This is a genomic window from Paeniglutamicibacter sulfureus, assembly GCF_030512175.1.
GTDB lineage: Bacteria > Actinomycetota > Actinomycetes > Actinomycetales > Micrococcaceae > Paeniglutamicibacter > Paeniglutamicibacter sulfureus.
In genome coordinates this window covers 1,209,106-1,228,912 of sequence record NZ_JAULBL010000001.1, presented here as the reverse complement: position 1 = coordinate 1,228,912, position 19,807 = coordinate 1,209,106, and the positions used below count along the sequence as shown (strand labels likewise).

Genomic DNA, 19,807 nt, shown 5'->3' with positions numbered 1-19,807 from the left:
AGGCGTGGCGGATCAGGGCGCGCGCGGCTTCGACCGGATCCCCGCGGTCACGGGGTCCGCGGGTTCGGCCGCGCGGGCCGGGGCGGGCGCCCCGCGCCGCAGCGAACTGCTCGCCGCACTCTCACTGGCCATCGACCTGGGGCTCGGCCAGCCCATGGAACACATGATGCGCGCGACGCTGCTGGGCCTGCGGATCGCTGAACAGCTGGGCGTCGACAAGCCGGCGCGCGAGCGCATCTACCACGCGAACCTCTTGGCCTGGATCGGCTGCCACGCGGATTCCTTCGAACTTGCGGCGCTCTTCGACGACGACATCGCCTTCCGCTCCGACTACTACCTCATCGATGCACAGGGCTTGCCCATGCTCTCGCTGATGCTGCGCCACACCGGTTCGCAACATGCCGGCGGGCGGCGGGTCCTGGAACGAGCGCGGTTCGCTCTCGGGGCGAAGACAGCGGTCAGGGACCTCATTGCCTCGCATTGCACCTCGGCCGGCCAGCTGGCGGCGCGGGTGGGGCTGGACGGGGACCTGCCCTCGATCCTTGCCCACACCTTTGAGCGCTGGGACGGCCTGGGACTTCCCGCGGGGAAATCCGGGACACAGATCCCGCTGGAGATGCGCATCGCACAGCTCGCCGACGCGGCCGAGGTCTTCCTGCGCTCCGGCGGCATCGACGCGGCGGTGGCCATGGTCGCAGCACGCCGCGGCACCCAGTTCGACCCGGAGATCGCCGACCTTTTTTGCGCACGCGCCCCGGAATTGTCCCGGGGCCTGATGCTGGGCGATCCCTGGCCCGCGGTGCTGGCCTCCGCCCCGGCCGATGAACCGCTGGATGCCGCCGGGCTCGATTCCGTGCTGGAGGCCATGGGTGATTTTGCCGACCTGAAATCCCCGTGGACGACGGGACACTCGCGGGCGGTGGCCACGCTCGCCGCCGCGGCCGCAGGACGCCTTGGCCTGGACCCGGTCGAGACAGTGGTGCTGCGCCGATCGGGCTGGGTCCACGACCTGGGCCGGATGGGGGTGTCCAACGCGGTCTGGGACAAGCCGGGGCCGCTCTCGGCGGTGGAACTGGAGCACCTGGCCATGTACCCGTTCCTCACCGAACGGATCCTGGCGCGGGTGCCCGGCATGCGCCGGGTGGCCGAGGTGGCCGGCGCCCACCGGGAGCGGCTCGACGGCTCGGGCTATCCGCAGGGGAGGACCGGGTCCGAGCTGGATCCGACCCAGCGACTGCTCGCCGCCGCCGAGGCCCACCAGACCTACCTCGAGCCGCGGCCGCACCGGGAGGCGCTGGGCCCGCGGGCGGCCGGTGAGCGGCTTCGCTCCGAGGCCGCGGCAGGCAGGCTCGATGCGTCGGCCGTTGATGCCGTGCTCGCCGCGGCCGGCACGCCCTTGGCACACCGGCGGCGCTCCGCCGGTCCGGCGGGCCTGACCGGTCGGGAAATCGAGGTGTTGCGCCTGCTCTGCCGCGGCATGGACAACCGGCGGATTGCCGCGGCGCTGGTCATCGCCCCGAAGACCGCACGCAACCACGTGGAACATATCTACCTGAAAATCGGGGCATCAAATCGCGTCTCGGCCACGCTCTTCGCCCTTGAGCACGGGCTGTGGGACCGCGGGCACGGCACGGCCCCGCGGTGACATCACCGCGGGGCCTGCCGGGGATCCGGTCTTGGGACTCAGTACTTGTAGGACTGGCCGCCGTCGATCGGGATGACCGCCGCATTGATGAACCCGGCGTCGCCCGAAAGCAGGAAGGCGACCAGCTGGCCGACCTCTTCCGGCTTGCCGAAGCGCTTCATGGGGTTCGGCTCGACAAAGGCCTGGCCCACGGCTTCCCAGTTCTCCGGGTCGATCTGCTTGAGTGATCCCTCGACCATGGGGGTCATGATGGCGCCCGGGGCGATGGCGTTGATCTGCACGCCGTACTGGCCGTATTCGATGGCGGAGTTGCGGGTCAGGCCGACCACTCCGTGCTTGGCGGCAGCATAACCGGACTGGTTGCCCACGCCGCGGATGCCGCCGACCGACGCAGTGTTCACGACGGCGCCGGAACCTTGCTCCCTCATGACCTTCAGGACGTGCTTGAGCCCGTAGAAGACGCCGGTGAGGTTGATGGACAGGACCTTGCCGAATTCGTCCGAGCCGAAGTCCTCGGTGGGGTTTTGCTTGCCTTCGATGCCGGCGTTGTTGAAGAATCCGTCGATGGTCCCGAAGTTCTTGAGGGTTTCGGCGACGTAGTTCTGCACCTCGGACTCGTTGGCGACGTTTGCGGTCACCGAGATGATCTCTGCGTCCGGTGCGATGTCCCGGATCTCCCGCTCGGTTTCCTGCAGCCCGGCGGCGTTCAGGTCGACCAGCGCCAGCTTGCCCTTCTCCTTGGCAATCTGGATGGCCGCGGCACGTCCCAGGCCGGAGCCTGCGCCGGTGATGATGACTGACTTGCCTTCAAACCTCTGCATGGGTGCTTCCTTTCAGTGGGTCCAGCGGTTGTGTCCGCCAGTATTCATGCAAACACATGTAATTTGCGGATTATTCCTGCTCGTCCGGCGATGCGAGTCCAGGCCGGTTCGCGCTGCTTCCAACGTATCGCGGAACCATGCCGGGTCTGCGGCTTTCGGCAGATCGAATGAAGGGTTTTGGGGAAGGGACTGTTTGCCGGCAGACGTCGGCGCCGCCAAAGCGGGCTGGCGCCGTCGACGATCAGACGTGCCCCCTGCAAAACAGGTAGTGCCCGCGGCCATCGGCCGCGGGCACTACCTCTGGTGATCCGCTGGCGCGAATCGGGTGGTTCGGTTCGGGTTGTGGCTAGACGCGCGCGCCCGAGTGGATCCGGGCGAAGAACTCGCCGAGCTCGTCGGTCGCGCCCAGCGGCAGCACATTGGCCACGTACTGGTCCGGGCGGACCACCACAATGACGCCGTCGCGGGAGAGTCCGCGTACATCAAAGATGTCGTTGCCGGGAACTGTGCCGTAGACCTTTTCGTACTCGGTGAGCTTGAACGGGCCGACCTCCGGCTTGAAAACAGCGGGGACGGCGTTGATGTCGATGTCCTCGTGCTTCTGCTGGTAGATGACCTTCACGTCGAACCAAGCGTCGATGTCCAGGCCCGCCGGGGTGGCCGCCAGCGGCGACTCGGGCGCGGTGGATAGCCACTGCGCCAGCTCGCCCACCGGGGAATCGGCCCCGGGGGCCGAGGGATCGGCGAAGACGTAGATGCGCCAGCGGCCATCGGCGGTGGCGTGGTGGCCCAGCTGCATCGGGTTGGTGTCGCAGACGCGCGATGCCATGGCCGACTTGAAGCGCTTGCCCACCGGGAACCCGGTGGCCAGCTCCTGGTGCACGGCCTCGCCGGTGAGCATGGAGGGCGCGTACTCGGTCATGAAGCCCGCGGGAAATTCGGCGGTGCGCACGTAGAAGTCCTCGAGGTCCGAGGGATTCTCGAATTCCTCGGGCTTCTTGGCCATCAGTGTCGACCATTCCTTGTCGAAGTCGATGAGGTTCTTCGCCACCACCTGGCGCTCGGCCGAGTAGGTGGCCAGCAGCGACTCGGGGCTGCGGCCCTCAAGCACATGGGCCAGCTTCCAGCCGATGTTGAAGCCGTCCTGCATGGAGACGTTCATGCCCTGTCCGGCCTTGGCGCTGTGCGTGTGGCAGGCGTCCCCGGTGATGAATACGCGCGGGTTGCGGGTGCCGCGGTCCTCCGGCAATACGTCGTCGAAGCGATCGGTGAGGCGATGGCCGACCTCGTAGACGCTGCTCCAGGCGACGTTGCGAACCTCGAGCGTGTAGGGGTGGATGATCGCGTTGGCCTGCTCGATGATGTGCTCGATGCTGGTCTTGCGTACCGCGCCGTTGTCGCCCTCGGGCACCACGCCCAGGTCGACGTACATGCGGAAGAGGTGCCCGCCTTCGCGCGGGATCAGCAGGATGGAGCCGCCGTCGTGGGACTGGATGGCGCACTTGAGGCGGATATCCGGGAAGTCGGTGGATGCCAGCACGTCCATGACGCCCCAGGCGTGGTTGGCCTGGTCCCCGGCCATGGTGCAGCCGATGGAGGCTCGGACCTTGGAGCGTGCGCCGTCGGCGCCAACGACGTACTTGGCGTTCACGATGCGCGTGGTGCCCTCATCCTTGCCCGCGCTGCGCACCAGGGTGACCTTGACGGGGTAATCGCCGCTTTCCGCCACCTCGAGACCCTGGAAGTCCCAGCCGAAGTCGGGGACCAGGCGGGTGGGGGAGTTCTTGGCGACCTCGGCGAAGTAGTCGAGCACTCGTGCCTGGTTCACGATCAGGTGGGGGAACTCGCTGATGCCCACGGTGTCGTCCAGGGCGCGGCCGCCGCGGATGATGTTCTTGGGGTTCTCGGTGTCCGGGCGCCAGAACGCCATCTCGGTGATCCGGTAGGCCTCGGCTGTGATGGCTTCGGCGAAGCCGAAGGCCTGGAAGGTCTCGACGCTGCGGGCCTGGATGCCGTCGGCCTGGCCGATTTCCAGGCGGCCGCCGCGTCGTTCCACGATGCGGGTGGTGATGTCGGGGAACTGGGAGAGCTGGGCGGCGGTGAGCATGCCGGCGGGGCCGGAGCCCACGATGAGCACGTCGATGTTCTCGGGCAGCTCCTCCGGACGGTTGATGCCGACGCCGGCTGCTGGCTTGATACGCGGGTCACCGGATACGTAACCGTGGTGGTGGAACTGCACGGGCTTTCCTCACTTCGTCGAGTTCTGTCTGCGGCCGCCGCATGGTGTTCTATAGTCGAACACTGGATTCTATAGTCGAACTTTGGCCTGTGATGTAGAACTCTACGGCAAGGCGTTGTGGGTCACAAGTGCGGGTGGCGGAGGCGCGGGAAATGCGCGTGCCGTCTGACGCTTGGGTGTGCGATCGGTTGCGTACGGACGCTCCGGCGATTGGCCGGAAATGAGCGTGAGGCCTATCGCTTTGTGGATTCCTCGAGATGCGTGGCGACTGAAGTATGGATGTAAATCGGGAGTTGATGGTTTCCTCGCGCGGAGCCATCCACTTCAACCAGTTTCGCCCGTCGAGCATTCGTGCTGGCGCGGAGAGAACTTCAAGCTATCTTCAAGTTCAAATTTGGATTTGAAGATAGCTTGAAGTTCGCTCGACTGCATCTAACTTCAAATTTTGATGCCCATTTGAAGTAGATCTGAATGAAGCGAGGTCCAATGAAGCTGCCAATGTCCGCGCCCAACATCGAAGCAGCGATGCAAAAGATCTATTCCGTTCAACCTAATCGCCTGTTTGAACTCATGAGTGCTCACCCTGACGATTCACGGTATATGCATTGGGACGAGCTTCGTTATAAGACGCCGCCTGAGGCGATGACTCTTGAGGAATGGTGGTTGTCGCTTAAGTTTGCTCGCCGCAGCCAGTATCGTGCCGTTGATTTGTCCGACAAGAACGGTCAGGCCTTTCAATTCACTATGACTGATCGCCTGCTCAAGCAGAGTGAGCAAATTACGCGTCGCGCAAGTGGTCAGATTCGAACGCCGGACGACGTTTTTGGGACAACTGGTCGAAATCAGTACATTGTGCGATCGCTTGTAGAAGAGGCGATTACTTCGAGCCAGCTGGAGGGGGCTTCGACGTCGCGACGAGTCGCCATCGAGATGCTTGACTCAAAGCGGGATCCACGCAACAAGTCTGAGCTCATGATATACAACAATTATCAGGCTATGGAGAGGATTCGAACTTCGCTCGCGGAGCCGTTGACAACAGAATTCGTCATTGAACTACATCGCATCCTGACCGATGGGACATTGGAAGACCCTAGCGACGCAGGTCGTTTGGAAACTCTCGATCATCAACGAGTTGCCGTATGGGATAACGAAATTTGTGTTCACGAGCCACCGAGTGCAGACCAACTTCCCCAGCGACTGCAGGCGTTATGCGATTTTGCCAACGGTGATACCCCGGAAGGGGCGTACATTCCACCAGTAGTGCGGGCGGTAATTGTCGATTTTATGGTTGGCTACGACCATTATTTTGCTGACGGTAACGGGCGAACCGCTCGAGCTCTCTTCTATTGGTGCATGCTCAAGCAAGAATACTGGCTCAGTGAGTATGTCGCGATCTCCAAGATTTTCAAGAAAGCACCGTCGCGATACTCAACTGCCTATTTGCTAACTGAGGACGACGAACGCGACCTCACCTACTTCATCCACTACCAGCTGGACGTTTTTATCCGAGCGCTTGACGAGCTAGATGACCACTTGCAGGCGAAGGTCCAGGAGGCCGCCGATATACGCTCTGCCCTCGCGAGCAAAACTGTTGAGTTTAATTTCCGGCAAGCGGAAATTTTGGAGAAGTTGGCTCGTGATGAGAATGAGCGGGTTTCGGTGAGGCAGTATCGGGATCGCTTCAGGGTGTCACACGAAACTGCGCGCGCTGATCTTAACGATCTCACCAAACATGGCTACCTGACAAAACAAAAGGTAGGTAGGTCGTATCTTTGGCGTCCAACGCCGCAACTGATCAATAAGCTTTCGGGCAAAATAGGTCGAGCTCGAACTTCAAGCTAGTTTCAAGTTCAAATTTGACCTTGAAACTAGCTTGAAGTTCGCTTTGCTCGATTATGAGATGCTCGCAAGCAGATCTCTCGCACGGTGAACTCAATCTGACTTGGCCGAAAAGGTGAAGATGAAGTTAAACATCGGCGGGGCGCCGGGGAAAAATCCCCGACGCCCCGCAGTGGCCAGACGTGCCTAGCCGAAGTACTTCGGCAGCGTCGCCTCGTGGGCCTCGCGCAGCTCGGCCAGGTCCAGGTCGAACTGGCCCTGGACCTCCAGCGAGGTGCTCGCGGCGTCAACCACGCCGAGGCGAACCACCGGGAACCGGCGCGCGGTGGCCATGTCGTTGAAGCGGACCTCCTCGGAACGCGGAACAGCGACGATCGCGCGGGCCTGCGACTCGGAGAAGAGCGCGGTGAACGCATCCACCCCGTCGCGCTCGCACAGGTCATCCAGTGCCACGCGGGCACCGACGCCGTAGCGCAGGGCCATCTCGCCCAAGGCTGCGCCGAGGCCGCCCTCGGAGAGGTCGTGGGCCGAGTCGATCATGCCGTCGCGCGAGGCGTTGATCAGGATCGCGCCCAGGGTTTTCTCCGCTGCCAGGTCGACCTTCGGCGGCAGGCCGCCGAGGTGTCCGCGGATGTTCGCGAACTCCGAGCCGTCCAGCTCGTCGAAGGTGGTGCCCAGCAGGTAGATGGCCTGGCCGTCGGCATCCGCGCGCCAGCCCGAGGGGGTGCGGCGCTCGACGTCGTCGAACTTGCCCAGCATCGCCACGACCGGGGTCGGGTGGATCGGAGTTGACCCGGTCTGGTTGTACAGCGAGACGTTGCCGCCGGTGACCGGCACGCCGAGCTCCAGGCAGGCATCCGAGAGGCCGCGAATGGCCTCGGCGAGCTGCCACATGACATCCGGGTCCTCGGGGGAGCCGAAGTTCAGGCAGTCGGAGACGGCCATCGGCACGGCGCCGGAGGTCGCGACGTTGCGGTAGGACTCGGCCAGGGCCAGCTGCGCGCCGTGGTACGGGTCCAGGAAGGTGTAGCGGCCGTTGGCGTCGGTGGCCAGGGCAACGCCCAGGCCGGTTTCCTCGTCGACGCGGATCACGCCGGCGTCGTCCGGGGAGGCCAGCGCGGTGTTGCCGCCGACGTAGCGGTCGTACTGGTTGGTGATCCAGGACTTGTCGCACATGTTCGGCGAAGCCATCAGCTCAACCAGTGCGGCCTTCAGCTCATCCCCGGTGGCCGGCAGGTTGGCGCCGGCCTCCGAGGACTTGAAGGTGTCGGCCTGCAGCGCATCCTGCCACTCGGGGCGGGCGTACGGGCGGTCGTAGAGCGGGCCGTCGTGGGCGACGGTGCGCGGGTCGACGTCGACGATGACTTCGCCGTCCCACTTGATGATCAGGCGGCCGGTGTCGGTGACCTCGCCAAGCCAGGAGTACTCCACGGCCCACTTGTCCATGGTCGCTTCGAAGGCTTCGATGTTCTCCGGGGAGACCACCGCCATCATGCGTTCCTGGGATTCGGACATCAGGATCTCGCCCGGGGTCAGGGACGGGTCGCGCAGCAGGACGGAGGTCAGTTCGACCTCCATGCCGCCGTCGCCGTTGGAGGCCAGTTCCGAGGTGGCGCAGGAGATGCCCGCGGCGCCGAGGTCCTGGATGCCTTCAACGAGGGATCCCTTGAACAGCTCGAGGCAGCACTCGATGAGCACCTTTTCGGCGAACGGGTCACCCACCTGGACGGCGGGGCGCTTGGAGGGCTTGGTGTCGTCGAAGGACTCCGAGGAAAGGATCGAGGCGCCGCCGATGCCGTCGCCGCCGGTGCGTGCACCGAAGAGCACGACCTTGTTGCCCTTGCCCGACGCGTTGGCCAGGCGGATGTCCTCGTGGCGCATCACGCCCACTGCCAGCGCGTTGACCAGCGGATTGCCCTGGTAGACGGAGTCGAAGACCATTTCGCCGCCGATGTTCGGCAGGCCCAGGGAGTTGCCGTAGCCGCCGATGCCGGCGACCGCGCCGTGGATCACGCGTGCGGTGTCCGGGTGGTCGATCGCACCGAAGCGCAACGGGTCCATCACGGCCACCGGGCGGGCGCCCATGGAAATGATGTCGCGCACGATGCCGCCGATGCCGGTGGCAGCACCTTGGTACGGCTCGATCATCGTGGGGGAGTTGTGCGACTCGATCTTGAAGGTCACGGCCCAGCCGTCGCCCAGGTTGGTCACGCCGGCGTTTTCGCCGATGCCAACGAGCATGTCCTTCTTCATTTCCTCGCTGACCTTGTCGCCGAACTGGCGCAGGTGGTTCTTGGAGGACTTGTAGGAGCAGTGCTCGGACCACATGACCGAGTACATGGCCAGTTCCGCGGCGGTGGGGCGGCGGCCCAGGACCTTGACGACCTCGTCGAACTCGTTCTGCTTCAGGCCGAGCTCGGCCCAGGGCAGTTCGGTCTCCGGGGTGGCCGCGGCGTTGGCCACGGTGTCCATGTTGAACTTCTTCTGCTCGGTGGTCTGCTCTGCGGCGCTCACTTCTGGCCTCCAACAAGGTGGGTCAGGACGGAGGTGAAGAAACCCAGCCCGTCGGTTCCGGTGTGGTCGGGGCCGAATCCGGCCTCTACTGCGTGCTCCGGGTGAGGCATGAGGCCCACGACGTTGCCCGCGGCATTGGTGATGCCCGCGATGTTGCGGCGCGAACCGTTGGGGTTCCAGCCCACGTAGCTGAAGGCCACGCGGCCCTCGGCCTCAAGGGCGTCGAGGGTCTTTTCGTCGGCCACGTACTGGCCGTCCTGGTTCTTGAGCACGATGGTGATTTCCTCACCTTGCGCGTACTGGTTGGACCAGGCGGTGTTGTTGTTTTCCACGCGCAGGACCTGGTCGCGGCACAGGAACTTCAAATGATCGTTCTTGATCATGGAGCCCGGCAACAGGTGCGATTCGGTCAGGATCTGGAAGCCGTTGCAAATGCCCAGGACCGGCAGCTTGGCATCCGAGTTCGCGGCGTCGATGATCTTGCCCATCATCGGTGCGAAGCGGGAGATCGCGCCGGCGCGCAGGTAGTCGCCGTAGGAGAATCCGCCGGGAATGACCACGGCGTCGACGTCCTGAAGCTCGGCATCGGCGTGCCACAGGGACACTGCCTCGGCGCCGGCCAGTCGCACTGCGCGGGCAGCATCGCGGTCATCGAGGGTGCCCGGGAAGGTAACGACGCCGATGCGGGCGCCGGACAGCGCTGCGACGGGCGTCGAATAGTCGCCGATCAGGGGAAGTTCGGTTGCGCTCATTAGTCTGCGACTACCTCGACGTTGACAACGTCTTCGATGACCGGGTTCGAGAGCAGCTTCTCGGCGGCGTTGCGGGCCTGCTCGAGGATTTCCTCGGTGACCTCGCCGTCCACGGTCAGTTCGAAGCGCTTGCCCTGGCGAACCTGGCTGAAAGCGGTAAAGCCAAGGCGGGGAAGTGCGCCGACGATGGCCTTGCCCTGCGGGTCAAGGATTTCGGGCTTGGGCATAACATCAACAACGATCCGGGGCATCCGGGTTCTCCTGTGCGCGAGGGGTGGTTAATCGCCCGCGGACGTGCCGTCTCACGCCAAGGGTGGGGGCGCTCCGCGAGCTTGCCTGCCCAGTCTACCGGCACGGGGTCGTTCCTCTGGTTTTGTGTCGGGTTGCAGGGGTCCCGGAGCGCAGGCTGGCCGCCGTTATTCCGTCGATCCGACTGCCCTTAGGCTGGTTCAATGGAAAAAGATGCGCGTTGCCCCTGCAATTCCGGGGAAACCTACGAATCCTGCTGTGGCCGATATCACCGGGGATACGAAGATTCGAATGCCCCCGCTTGGCCCGGAACCGCGGTGTCGCTGATGCGGTCGCGCTTCAGTGCCTTCGCCCTAGGACTTCCGGAATTCCTGCTGGCAACCTGGCACCCGGACACGCGCCCTGCGGAGCTGGTGCTGGACGAAGCGATCGTCTGGGGCGACCTGGCCATCATCCGCACCGAAGCAGGAGGGCCGTTCGACACCCGCGGCATCGTCGAGTTCGAGGCGCACTACCGCCTGCTGAACCAGCCGGGTTCCCAGCGAGAGGTCAGCAATTTCACGCGCGAGGGCGGACGCTGGTACTACCTCGACGGCGAGGAATAACCGCCGGCAACGGCGGCTGGGCCCCATGCCGTTCGGTTGAGATTCTGAGCATGACGTCAAGTCGGTTCGTCGCCAGGGCAGAAAGGAGTGGCTCCTGTTGAGTGGTTCGGTCCTCCAAGACTGATCCACCCATACGGAAGCCACCATGTTCGATTCCGCCATTCACCACCGCCCGGTCGCGTTCGCACCGGACCACCTCGAGGAACCAACCCCGCAGCGTTTGGCCTGTCCATGTTGGTGGGCTCGTTCTGCAATATTGACTCCCGCCAGCACAAAGTTGTTTATGCTCACGGGTTTCGCGGTTGGCTCGCCTGGTTCTGATGTTTTCCAAAAGCGTAGGGCCGGGTATTCCGCGGCCAGACATTTATTCAATTTTCGTTAGAATTGGCTGGTTCACGCCCGCATACGCCTGATTGAGTCCATGAGCCGCAAAGCCAGACCGCCCGCCCGTTCCGGCAACAAACCGAATTTCGGCCTCCCCTGGATATCCATCCTTCTCGGGGCTGTCACCGTGGTTTTCGGAACCACCGGGCTCGTGAACATCGCCACCCAACCGGATTCCGAGGTCCGGATCGTCATTGAGGGCCAGCAGCAGTGGAACATCTCCCGGGAAACGGTCGAAGCCGCACTGGACCGACCCGTCGCTTCCTGGCAACCGCTCACCCTCACGGTCACCGACCGGACGCTGAGTCTCGAGGAACAGCAGGGAAACCTCGCCCCGGGCACCGATATCCTGCTGAGCACCAAGCTCCCGAAAGCCGCAACGATCGATAACTACGACGGCTCGATCAGGCGAGCCCAAGCCCGCGACAAGGTGGCAATCCGCCCCTTCTTCGAGGATCCGGCCCAAAACCTCGCCGTCGGCCAGGGTATCCACGATGCATACCAGGCCAATGTCGGAATCGGCCACGGGCCACTGGCAGTCATCGCCGCGGCACAAGAAGCATCCCGGCACCTCGACCACGGGTCTCCGCCTTCGTACTGGCCCTGGATCATGGCCACCGCGCTGGGCCTGGCGCTGACGGCGTTCGCCCTCTCCAAGGCACAACGCCGCCGTTCCCGGTGGGAGGCCCGCTTCCGCCGGCTCACCGCCGCGCAGCGCCAACTTGCAGGCGTGGTCCTGGAGCTCGAAGCCCTCGAGGTGACCTACCTCGCCGTCGACCCGGGGCAACGCCCCCGCGGGTTCACTGCCGCTTGGGCCAAGGTGCGCAAGGCGTCGCTGGACTTGGCGCGAACCGAGGAAAAGGTCGTCGCAGCGGTGCATGCGCGCGGCAGCGGCATGACACCGGAAACCGCCCGAAAGCTCGAAAGTTTCGAATCCCTGGTGTCGCAATTGGCCGCATCGGCCGACGCCGTGATGGGTGCCGGTGCCGTCATTGGACGCTTCCGCGGCGGCGAAAACACCTTCCAGCGGTTGACCGCACCGCTGGCATTCGCCACCAGGGAACTATTGGCGCGCCTGCGCGCCGCCCCGGCCGGCGCGATCGATCCGCGGGCCGTCACCGACCTTGAATCCGCATTGGACGCCCTGCTTGCGGCAAGCACCGGCAAGGCGGGCGGGTCCGAACATGCCGTGCGCGCCTGGGACCAAGCGGAGCGTGTACTCAAGCGCCAGGCGCATGCGCTCTCCCGGAAGTTGGGCCGCCCGCGGAGGTTGCGCCGCATGCTTCGGCGACGCCCGTTGGCGGCCCCGAGGCCCGCCGAAGACCTGGGCGTGTTGCGTACGAGCCTTGGCTTGACCCCCCAGGGTTCGCGGCTGTCCCTGAACGCGGTGGACGAGGTGAATGCCATGGCCCGCGAAGCGTTCGGCAGGCTCCCTGAATTCGATGACGCCGCGGAACCCGCACGCGGCAAGACCCCGCTGCATCCCTCACTCCGCACGGGCGTCCGCCGGAGCGCCAAGGTGCTCGCCGGAATCGTCCTGGTGCTGGCCTCGGCCATGCTGAGCTCGATGGTCATCGTCGGTATCGAAGACGTGGCCGAAGCCGTGCCGACCGGAAACCGGCCATTGCAGACATTGCGCTTTGAGCCCGACGACAGCAAATTCGACGTGGATGAAATCCGCCGCGGCCTCCCGGTCGATTTCACCGAAGACCTCGTGGTGACGGTGGTTGCCCGGGACGCTGAGGATGAGCTGGAGCTCACCATGGACCCCGAGGCCCGAGCGAAGATTTACGACCCCTCCGACCCTTTCGCATATACCCGTTTCGACCCCCAGCTGCTGGTGGAATCCATGTGGACGATCAAGGCCCAATACCCCCACTTGGTTGACGAGGGCAGCGGGGAACTGCTCCCCGGACAGGTGGTGCTGCCCGTGTGGTTCTTTGATGACGGATCCACCACGGCGCCCGCGTGGTTGACCTCGGCGGTCGCAACCGGCGTAACTGCCGCGCTGGGCAGGTTCGACTGGAATACCAACCGTTTCACCCCCGAGATGTCACCCGAGTGGGCGGTGTCCAATACCCTGGATCGCCTGGCGAGGGTTCTGCCGCTGAACGGCCAGCGGGAGCTGGACTCCAATTTGGATCCCCTGTTCTGGTTGCTGTTCCCGACCAATGGGCTTGTTCTGGTCATCGGTTACCAGGTGCTTCGCTACGGCGGCAGCATGTCCATGCGCCTGGGCCGCTTCGGCAAGGGCGCTGCCAGGTTGCGCACCGTGCGCCGGGAACTTGAGGCCCTGACCATGGGGTTGGACGATTCGCGGCTCAATGCGGTGTTCATGGTCGATCGCGGCTCGGTCCCGCTGGCGGCCTCCGGCGACCAACGACTCTTCGAAAGTGCGCTGGCCGTGGCCTGGCGCATGGCCGAGGAACTCGCCGCCCGCCCGCTGGCCCAGCGCTTCGGCCCGGATTACACGGCGCAGATCCACAAGCTCGAATACCTGGTCTCGGTGCTATCCATGCGCGATGCCGATGTTGCGGGGCGTGCCCGAGCCCTGCTCGTGGCCGTGCGCGGGGCCTGATTGGCGGAATGCCGGGTGGCCGCCGGCTGTTTTTCTTCTCTGGCGCCGGCAACCATCCCTTTTCGCTGGGCGGAGTATGGGCGAGGACATCCTCGTCGACCTTTCCCGGCAGGGGGCTTGTTCCCCGGATCGGGTTGAGGTCTTCGCACGTCGAACTGATCCGTTCAATGGCCGCGCGTGGAGTCGGGTACTCGTTGTTCCGGCAACCACCGACCTTGACCCCCCCTCCCATGAGCTACGAAGGCCTCCCGGTAAAGCCCCTGAAGATGGAGCCCAGTCCGATTTCAGCGGAAGCCACGATTGGATGGCTGGAAGGCAGCCGGCTGCCCGGGCGAGCCCCTGCCTTCATCGACCTTGCACTCAACCGTGCGCCGTCCCTTGCACCCGATCCTTTGGAGGGTGGGACCCGACGAGCTGTCAGTGGTCCAGCGTGACGGTGCGCAGGTCCAAGCGGCGCAGCACCCTGTCCACCAGTTCGGGGTCATTGCCCGGTTCGTTGCGGGCCTTGAGCATTTCCTCGCGTGCGGCATCAAGTGCCTCGCGCTGGACATCGTCCATGATGGTGAGGATCTGCTTCAGGCGCAGCATCTTTTCCGGGTCCTTCTCGAAGTCGGCCTCGAGAATGGTGTGCAGCGAGGACATGCGCCGGGCCAGGGACTGGCGGCGTTCGGCAGGAAGGGCCGCGGCGGCCTTCGAGCGCTTCATGGTTTCCAGCGCGACCTTCTCCGCCCGCCGGGCCAGTGCACGCTGGGTCCGCTCTTCGACGGCGTGGTCATTGGGAAGCTTGAGCGCCCGCATCAGGGCCGGAAGCGTCAGGCCAGGCAAAACCAGCGTCACGATCAGCACCGTGCAGGCCGTTGCCACCACGAAGTTGCGCCCCTCGAGCGGTTGTCCATCGGCCATGGTCGAGGGGAGGGCCAGTGCCAGCGCCAGTGTGGCCAGCCCACGCATCCCGCACCAGGAGAGCACCAGGACTTCCTTGAGCGATCCGGGAGTCTTGTTCTTGCGTTCGGTCCCGCCGATCTTGTACATGGCCATCATCCAGCCGAAGCGCACCAGCACGACGGTGGCGCAGATGGCCGCGATGCCGGGGATGAAGGTCAGCAGGTTCTTGCCCTCGTCCTGGATGATGTAGCGCATCTCGATGCCCACCAGTCCGAAGGCGACGCCGGTGGTCAACAGCTCCACCACGTCCCAGAAGGCGGTCCGGGTCAGGCGTTCCTCGGAGTCCTGCGGGCGGGCCCTGCGCCCCAGTTCCAGGGCCGTGACCACCACCGCAACGACGCCGGAGAAGTGGACTTCCTCGGCCAGCAGGTACACCGCGTAGGGCGCCACCAGCGTCGCGGCCGAGCGGGCCACCAGGTTCGGGACGAAGCGGTTCAGGGTGCCGATCAGCCAGGCCATGGCCAGGCCCAGGACGATGGCGCCGGCCGCGCCGATGAGGAACTTCGGCACGACGTTCCAACCGACCTCGCCTCCGCTCATGGCAGCGGCAACGGCCGCCTGGAAGATCACGATGGCCATGGCGTCGTTGAACAGGCCCTCGGTCTGCAGAACGGTGATGAGGCGGCGGCGCATCTTGACCTTGCTGGCGATGGCCTCCACCGCGACGGGATCGGGCGGGGCCACGATGGCGCCCAGTGCGATGGCCAGCGGCAAGGCCATGGACGAAACCATGAGCCAGGCGACACCCGCCACGGCGGCGGTGGTCGCGAGGACCAGCAGCACGGCCAGCAGCACCAGCGAGCGCCACCGCAGCCGGAAGATCGACCAGGAACTGCGCTGGGCAGCAGCGTAGAGCAGCGGCGGCAGGAAGAGCGGAAGGATGAGTTCCGGGTTGATGTGGACCTCGGGGATGAACGGCAGGAACGCCGCCCCGGCGGAGAAGAGCAGCATCAGGATGGGGTAGGGCAGGCGCATTCGTTCGCCCAGCCCGACCACCAGCACCGTCCCGAACAGCAGGCCGACCAACAGCAGCAGGAATTCCATGGGTGTCGCCTCACTCTTTCGCGTATCCCTAAGCTTTTCACACGTCGGTTTCGGCGAGGTTAAGCGCCACCTGTGTCACCGCACGCAGACAGAGGGGGCGGAGGTCGGTTTCCCGTCCTCCGCCCCCTCTGGCGCGGTGTGTTCCCGTGTCGGCGTGAGGTGCTTCCTAGCCGATGCCGATGGCGCCGGTGAGCACGCCGACGGCGAGCATCACCAGGGAGACGACCAGTGCGCGCCAGAGGACCTTCTTGTGGTGGTCGCCCAGGTCGACCTTGGCCATCGAGACCAGCAGCAGGATCGCGGGAACCAGCGGCGACTGCATGTGGACCGGCTGGCCGGTGATCGAGGCGCGGGCCATGTCCACGGCGGGGATGCCGTAGTGGGCTCCCGCCTCGGTGAGCACCGGCAGGATGCCGAAGTAGAACGCGTCGTTGCTCATGAAGAACGTGGCGGGGATCGAGATGATGCCGGTGAGGATCGCCAGGTACGGGCCCATCGAGGTGGGGATGACGTCGACCAGCCAGGCGCTCATCGCGTCGACCATGCCGGTGCCCGAGAGCACGCCGGTGAGCACTGCGGCGGCAAGCACCATGGAGACCACGGCGATCACCGAGGAGGCGTGGGAGGCAATCATCTTGGCCTGGTCGGAGATCTTCGGGAAGTTCACCAGCAGGGCGACGGCGGTGCCGACCATGAACAGGTAGGACAGCGGCATCAGGTCCAGGATCAGCAGCACGAAGATGGCCACGGTCATCGAGAGGTTGAACCAGAACAGCTTCGGGCGCAGGGTCTCGCGGGTCGGGTCCAGGACCGTGCCGTTCATGGTGGCGGTTTCGGTGCCGTCACCGCGCACTGCAACCTTTTCCAGCAGGGCGACGCCGCGGCCGCCTGCAGGGGTCTTGGTGTTTCCGGAGTCGGAGGAGCCGGACGTGCCGCCGGTCATGACCGAACCCGGGCCCCAGCGCAGCGGGTCTTCGCGCTGCAGGCGCTTGCGCTCGGAGATGCCCATGGCCCAGGCGAAGCCGAAGACGACAACCAGGCCGACTGCCAGTGCCGGGATCATCGGGACGAACACTGCCGAGGCGTCCACGTGCAGGGCGGCCGCGGCGCGGGCGGTCGGACCGCCCCAGGGGACGATGTTCAGCGTGCCGTTGGTCAAACCGGCAACACAGGTCAGCACCACCGGGCTCATGCCCAGGCGCAGGTAGATCGGCAGCAGCGCCGCGGTGACCACGATGAAGGTGGTGGAGCCGTCGCCGTCCAGGGAAATCAGGCCGGTGAGCAGCGCGGTGCCCATGACGACTTTGGCCGGGTCGTTGCCGACCAGCTTCAGGATGCCGTCGACCAGCTTGTCGAAGAGCCCCACATCGATCATGATGCCGAAGTACATGATGGCGAACATCAGCAGTGCGGCGGTTCCGGACATGGACTTCACGGCGTCCATGACCATGTCGCCGAGCCCCAGGCCGGCGCCGGCAAAGAGGCCGAAGACGGTTGGCACGATGATCAGCGCCAACAACGGGGTCATGCGCTTGGTCATGATGAGCGCCATGAACGTGGCGACCATCAGGAACCCGAGTGCTACCAGCATGGGGGGGTCTCCTTCTAAAGATGGTGCGTATTTCTACGCGAGTGATGGGAGTCGGTGCCTGTGGGGGCCGGAAGCGTTGGCCGCCCGATGCACCGCGGATATACACGCTACGTGGTGCGCATCACGCCAGTGTGGTTGTGCCCACAAAGCACCCTTCTTCCCCTAAATCCTTTTTTGCTCATAAAGCCCACGAAGGTCCTAAACTGGTTTCATGCCCCAAGAGCCAAAGCCCTCCCGCGGTTTCGCCGCCCGGATCATGGGCCTGCAATTTGCGGTGGTGGGAATGATGATCCTCGCCGCTGCCGCCGGCGCCATGTGGGTGACCGTGGAACGCGTCAACGAGCAGGCCCAGGAGCGCGCCCTGGCCATCGCCCGCACGCTCGCCGCCGACCCTGAGATCCGGGCACAGGTGAAGGGCCATGCCGACGACGACAACTCGCTCGACGCCGCGGCCCTGCGCGCCGGGTACGTGCAGCGTGCGGCGGAGGCGGCGCGCACGCGCACCGGGGCCTTCTTCGTGGTGGTCACCGAGGACCGCGGGATCCGGCTGGCGCACCCCACCGAATCCCTGTTGGGCCAAAGGGTCTCCACCGATCCCGTCGCGCTGTCGGGCCAGGAATCGGTGTCCCGCGAGCACGGGACCCTGGGCGAATCGGTGCGCGCCAAAGTGCCGGTCTTCGCGCCCGCTTCGGACACGGTGGTCGGGGAGGTCAGCGTCGGGGTCGGGATCCAGGAATTGGCGGCCCGGCTGCGCGTGGCCGGCTTCTGGGTGTTGGGGCTGGGGCTCGCCGCACTGGGCCTTTCCGCGGCGTCGACGCGCTGGCTGGTGCGCCGGCTCAAGGCCCAGACCCTGGGGCTGGAACCAGCCGAAATGGCGCAGCTGCTGCGGGACCGCGACGCAGTGCTCTACGGCGTGGCCGACGGCGTCATCGGCATCGGCCCCGACGGACGGGTGAGCGTGCGCAACCGGGCGGCGCGGATCATGCTGGGGCTGCCGCACCGCCACGAATCCTCCGACATCATCGGGCTGCCCTATACCGAGGCGAAGTTGCCCGCGCCGTTGGTTGCCGCCATCGCCACCTGCGACGGTGCAACGCTTCGCCTGGAAACCGAGCGCGCAGCGCTGGTCGCCACCGTCCACCCGGTGCGACGCGACGGCACCGACCTGGGCCAGGTGGTGTTGCTGCGCGATGTCACCACCATCGAGACCCTGGGCTCGCGGCTGGACGCGGTGGAGACCATGGCCTCGGCATTGCGCGCCCAGCGCCACGAATTCGCCAACCGGCTGCACACCATCTCCGGGCTGCTGCACCACGGGGACGTGGACGAGGCCCGCGACTACCTCGGCGAGGTCATCGAGTCCGGGCCGGTGCGCGAGCCGGTGCAGAACCTCGAGGCCATCGAGGACACCTACCTGCGGGCCTTCCTCGGGGCCAAGGGCGTCCAGGCGTACGAGCGCGGCGTGGTGCTGCGCGTGGGGGATGCCAGCGCGCTCTACGGAAGCCTCATCGACGCCCAGGACGCCACCGCGGTGCTGGGAAACCTGATCGACAACGCGCTGCGTGCGGCGGTGGAGGGCCCGGCCCCGCGCTGGGTCGAGGTCGACCTGCTGTCCGAGGGCTCCACGCTGCACCTGGCCGTCGCAGATTCCGGGACCGGGGTCGAACCCGGGCTCGACGTCTTCGCCGAAGGGGTCAGCACCGGGGCGCTGCCGGGCTCCCCGGAGCGCGGGCAGGGCGTGGGGCTGCCGCTGGTGCGCCGCCTGGCGCGCACCCGCGGCGGCGAGGTCTGGATCGCGGATCCCGGTGGCCGCCAGGAGCCTGCGGCACCCGAAAGCAACGCACACCCGGCGGCGGGAGCGGTCTTCGCCGCACGCCTGCCCGGGGTGCTGTCCACCGAATCAGGATCTCCCGAAAGGACCGAAGCACCATGACCGAGACAACCGACTACAAGGTCCTGGTCGTCGACGACGATTTCCGGGTGGCGGCGCTACACGCCGGCTACGTCGATTCGGTGCCGGGCTTCCGCGCCCTGGCGCCGGTGCACGATGCCCGCATGGTGCCGCGCGCCGTGGCCGAGCAGCAGCCGGATTTGCTGCTGCTGGACGTCTACCTGCCCCAGGGCTCGGGCCTGGACCTGCTGGCCACCCTCGACGTGGACGCCTTCGTGCTCTCGGCTGCCACCGAGGTCGATGCGGTGCGCACCGCCATCCGGCGCGGCGCGCTGGGATACCTGGTCAAGCCGTTCGACCCGAAGGTCCTTGCCTCGCGCCTTCGGGCCTACGCCCGCTACCGCCGGCAACTGGACACCGCAACCGGGCTGGACCAACAGGCCATCGACCGGGCGCAGCGCACGCTGCTGGCCGGTGAGGAAGGTGGCACGGCCGTGGCTACGCCCACCGAGCAGGCGGTGCTCGCCGCGGTTGCCGCCGCGGGGGAACCTGCCACCGTCATGCAGGTGGTCACCGCCGTGGGGATTTCCCGCGCCACGGCCCAGCGCTACCTGGCCAACCTGGTGCAGGCCGGATCGCTGCGCCTGGAGCTGGCCTATGGCAGCCGGGGCAGGCCCGAACACCGCTACCTGGTGCAGGGCTGAGGCCCC

The 19,807-nt window shown here is 65.8% G+C and carries 13 protein-coding genes and 1 pseudogene; 7 read left to right on the top strand and 7 right to left on the bottom strand.

Going from position 1 to position 19,807, the window contains the following annotated elements:
- The first annotated feature begins 4 nt into the window (after positions 1–4).
- Positions 5–1,645 (top strand): HD domain-containing phosphohydrolase, encoded by a 1,641-nt coding sequence (locus Q2T94_RS05355; RefSeq protein WP_302263167.1) that lies wholly within the window; start codon positions 5–7, stop codon positions 1,643–1,645.
- Positions 1,646–1,683: 38 nt separating this feature from the next.
- Here the strand turns inward: Q2T94_RS05355 and Q2T94_RS05350 are convergent, their stop codons facing one another.
- Both Q2T94_RS05350 and Q2T94_RS05345 read right to left on the bottom strand, forming a co-directional pair.
- On the bottom strand, positions 1,684–2,466 hold the full coding sequence (locus Q2T94_RS05350; protein WP_302263166.1) for an SDR family oxidoreductase: 783 nt from the start codon (positions 2,464–2,466) through the stop codon (positions 1,684–1,686).
- A gap of 346 nt (positions 2,467–2,812) precedes the next feature.
- A complete protein-coding gene (locus Q2T94_RS05345) occupies positions 2,813–4,705 on the bottom strand; it encodes an FAD-binding monooxygenase (protein WP_302263165.1) in 1,893 nt (630 codons plus the stop codon).
- 486 nt (positions 4,706–5,191) lie between these two features.
- Here Q2T94_RS05345 and Q2T94_RS05340 point away from each other — a divergent pair, with 486 nt between their 5' ends.
- Positions 5,192–6,547, top strand: coding sequence for a Fic family protein (locus Q2T94_RS05340; protein WP_302263164.1), 1,356 nt, complete (start codon positions 5,192–5,194; stop codon positions 6,545–6,547).
- A 183-nt stretch (positions 6,548–6,730) separates the two neighbouring features.
- On the opposite strand, the gene purL is transcribed toward Q2T94_RS05340, so the two are convergent.
- Genes purL through purS form a run of 3 tightly spaced genes read right to left on the bottom strand, consistent with a single transcriptional unit; the run spans position 6,731 to position 10,061 of the window.
- Positions 6,731–9,016 carry a phosphoribosylformylglycinamidine synthase subunit PurL gene (gene purL / locus Q2T94_RS05335; protein ID WP_302263368.1) on the bottom strand — a complete coding sequence of 762 codons (2,286 nt, stop codon included), beginning with the start codon at positions 9,014–9,016 and terminating at the stop codon, positions 6,731–6,733.
- A gap of 38 nt (positions 9,017–9,054) precedes the next feature.
- Positions 9,055–9,810, bottom strand: a complete 756-nt coding sequence (gene purQ, locus Q2T94_RS05330) for a phosphoribosylformylglycinamidine synthase subunit PurQ (RefSeq protein ID WP_264269851.1) — start codon at positions 9,808–9,810, stop codon at positions 9,055–9,057.
- Positions 9,810–10,061 (bottom strand): phosphoribosylformylglycinamidine synthase subunit PurS, encoded by a 252-nt coding sequence (gene purS / locus Q2T94_RS05325; protein ID WP_264269852.1) that lies wholly within the window; start codon positions 10,059–10,061, stop codon positions 9,810–9,812. Before purS ends, purQ begins: the two co-directional genes overlap by 1 nt.
- A 201-nt stretch (positions 10,062–10,262) precedes the next feature.
- Between purS and Q2T94_RS20525 the strand changes: the two are divergent.
- The 3 genes and pseudogenes from Q2T94_RS20525 to Q2T94_RS05315 form a co-directional block, all read left to right on the top strand.
- Positions 10,263–10,325: pseudogene (locus Q2T94_RS20525) on the top strand (SEC-C metal-binding domain-containing protein); the annotation flags it as partial.
- Between the two features lie 51 nt (positions 10,326–10,376).
- The gene (locus tag Q2T94_RS05320; protein WP_367281527.1) at positions 10,377–10,664 is read left to right on the top strand and encodes a YchJ family protein; all 288 of its coding nucleotides are present in this window, start codon (positions 10,377–10,379) and stop codon (positions 10,662–10,664) included.
- Between the two features lie 511 nt (positions 10,665–11,175).
- The gene (locus tag Q2T94_RS05315; protein ID WP_302263162.1) at positions 11,176–13,626 is read left to right on the top strand and encodes a hypothetical protein; all 2,451 of its coding nucleotides are present in this window, start codon (positions 11,176–11,178) and stop codon (positions 13,624–13,626) included.
- A 417-nt stretch (positions 13,627–14,043) separates the two neighbouring features.
- On the opposite strand, the gene Q2T94_RS05310 is transcribed toward Q2T94_RS05315, so the two are convergent.
- Complete coding sequence (locus tag Q2T94_RS05310; RefSeq protein ID WP_264269855.1) at positions 14,044–15,615, bottom strand: Na+/H+ antiporter; 1,572 nt, start codon at positions 15,613–15,615, stop codon at positions 14,044–14,046.
- A gap of 166 nt (positions 15,616–15,781) precedes the next feature.
- Complete coding sequence (locus Q2T94_RS05305) at positions 15,782–17,206, bottom strand: CitMHS family transporter (RefSeq protein ID WP_264269856.1); 1,425 nt, start codon at positions 17,204–17,206, stop codon at positions 15,782–15,784.
- Between the two features lie 211 nt (positions 17,207–17,417).
- Between Q2T94_RS05305 and Q2T94_RS05300 the strand changes: the two genes are divergently transcribed.
- Together Q2T94_RS05300 and Q2T94_RS05295 are read left to right on the top strand one after the other, a co-directional pair.
- Positions 17,418–19,139, top strand: a complete 1,722-nt coding sequence (locus tag Q2T94_RS05300; protein WP_302263161.1) for a sensor histidine kinase — start codon at positions 17,418–17,420, stop codon at positions 19,137–19,139.
- Entirely contained in the window at positions 19,136–19,801 is a 666-nt protein-coding gene (locus Q2T94_RS05295) for a response regulator transcription factor (protein WP_264269858.1), read from the top strand. Before Q2T94_RS05300 ends, Q2T94_RS05295 begins: the two co-directional genes overlap by 4 nt.
- The last annotated feature ends 6 nt before the right edge of the window (positions 19,802–19,807 follow it).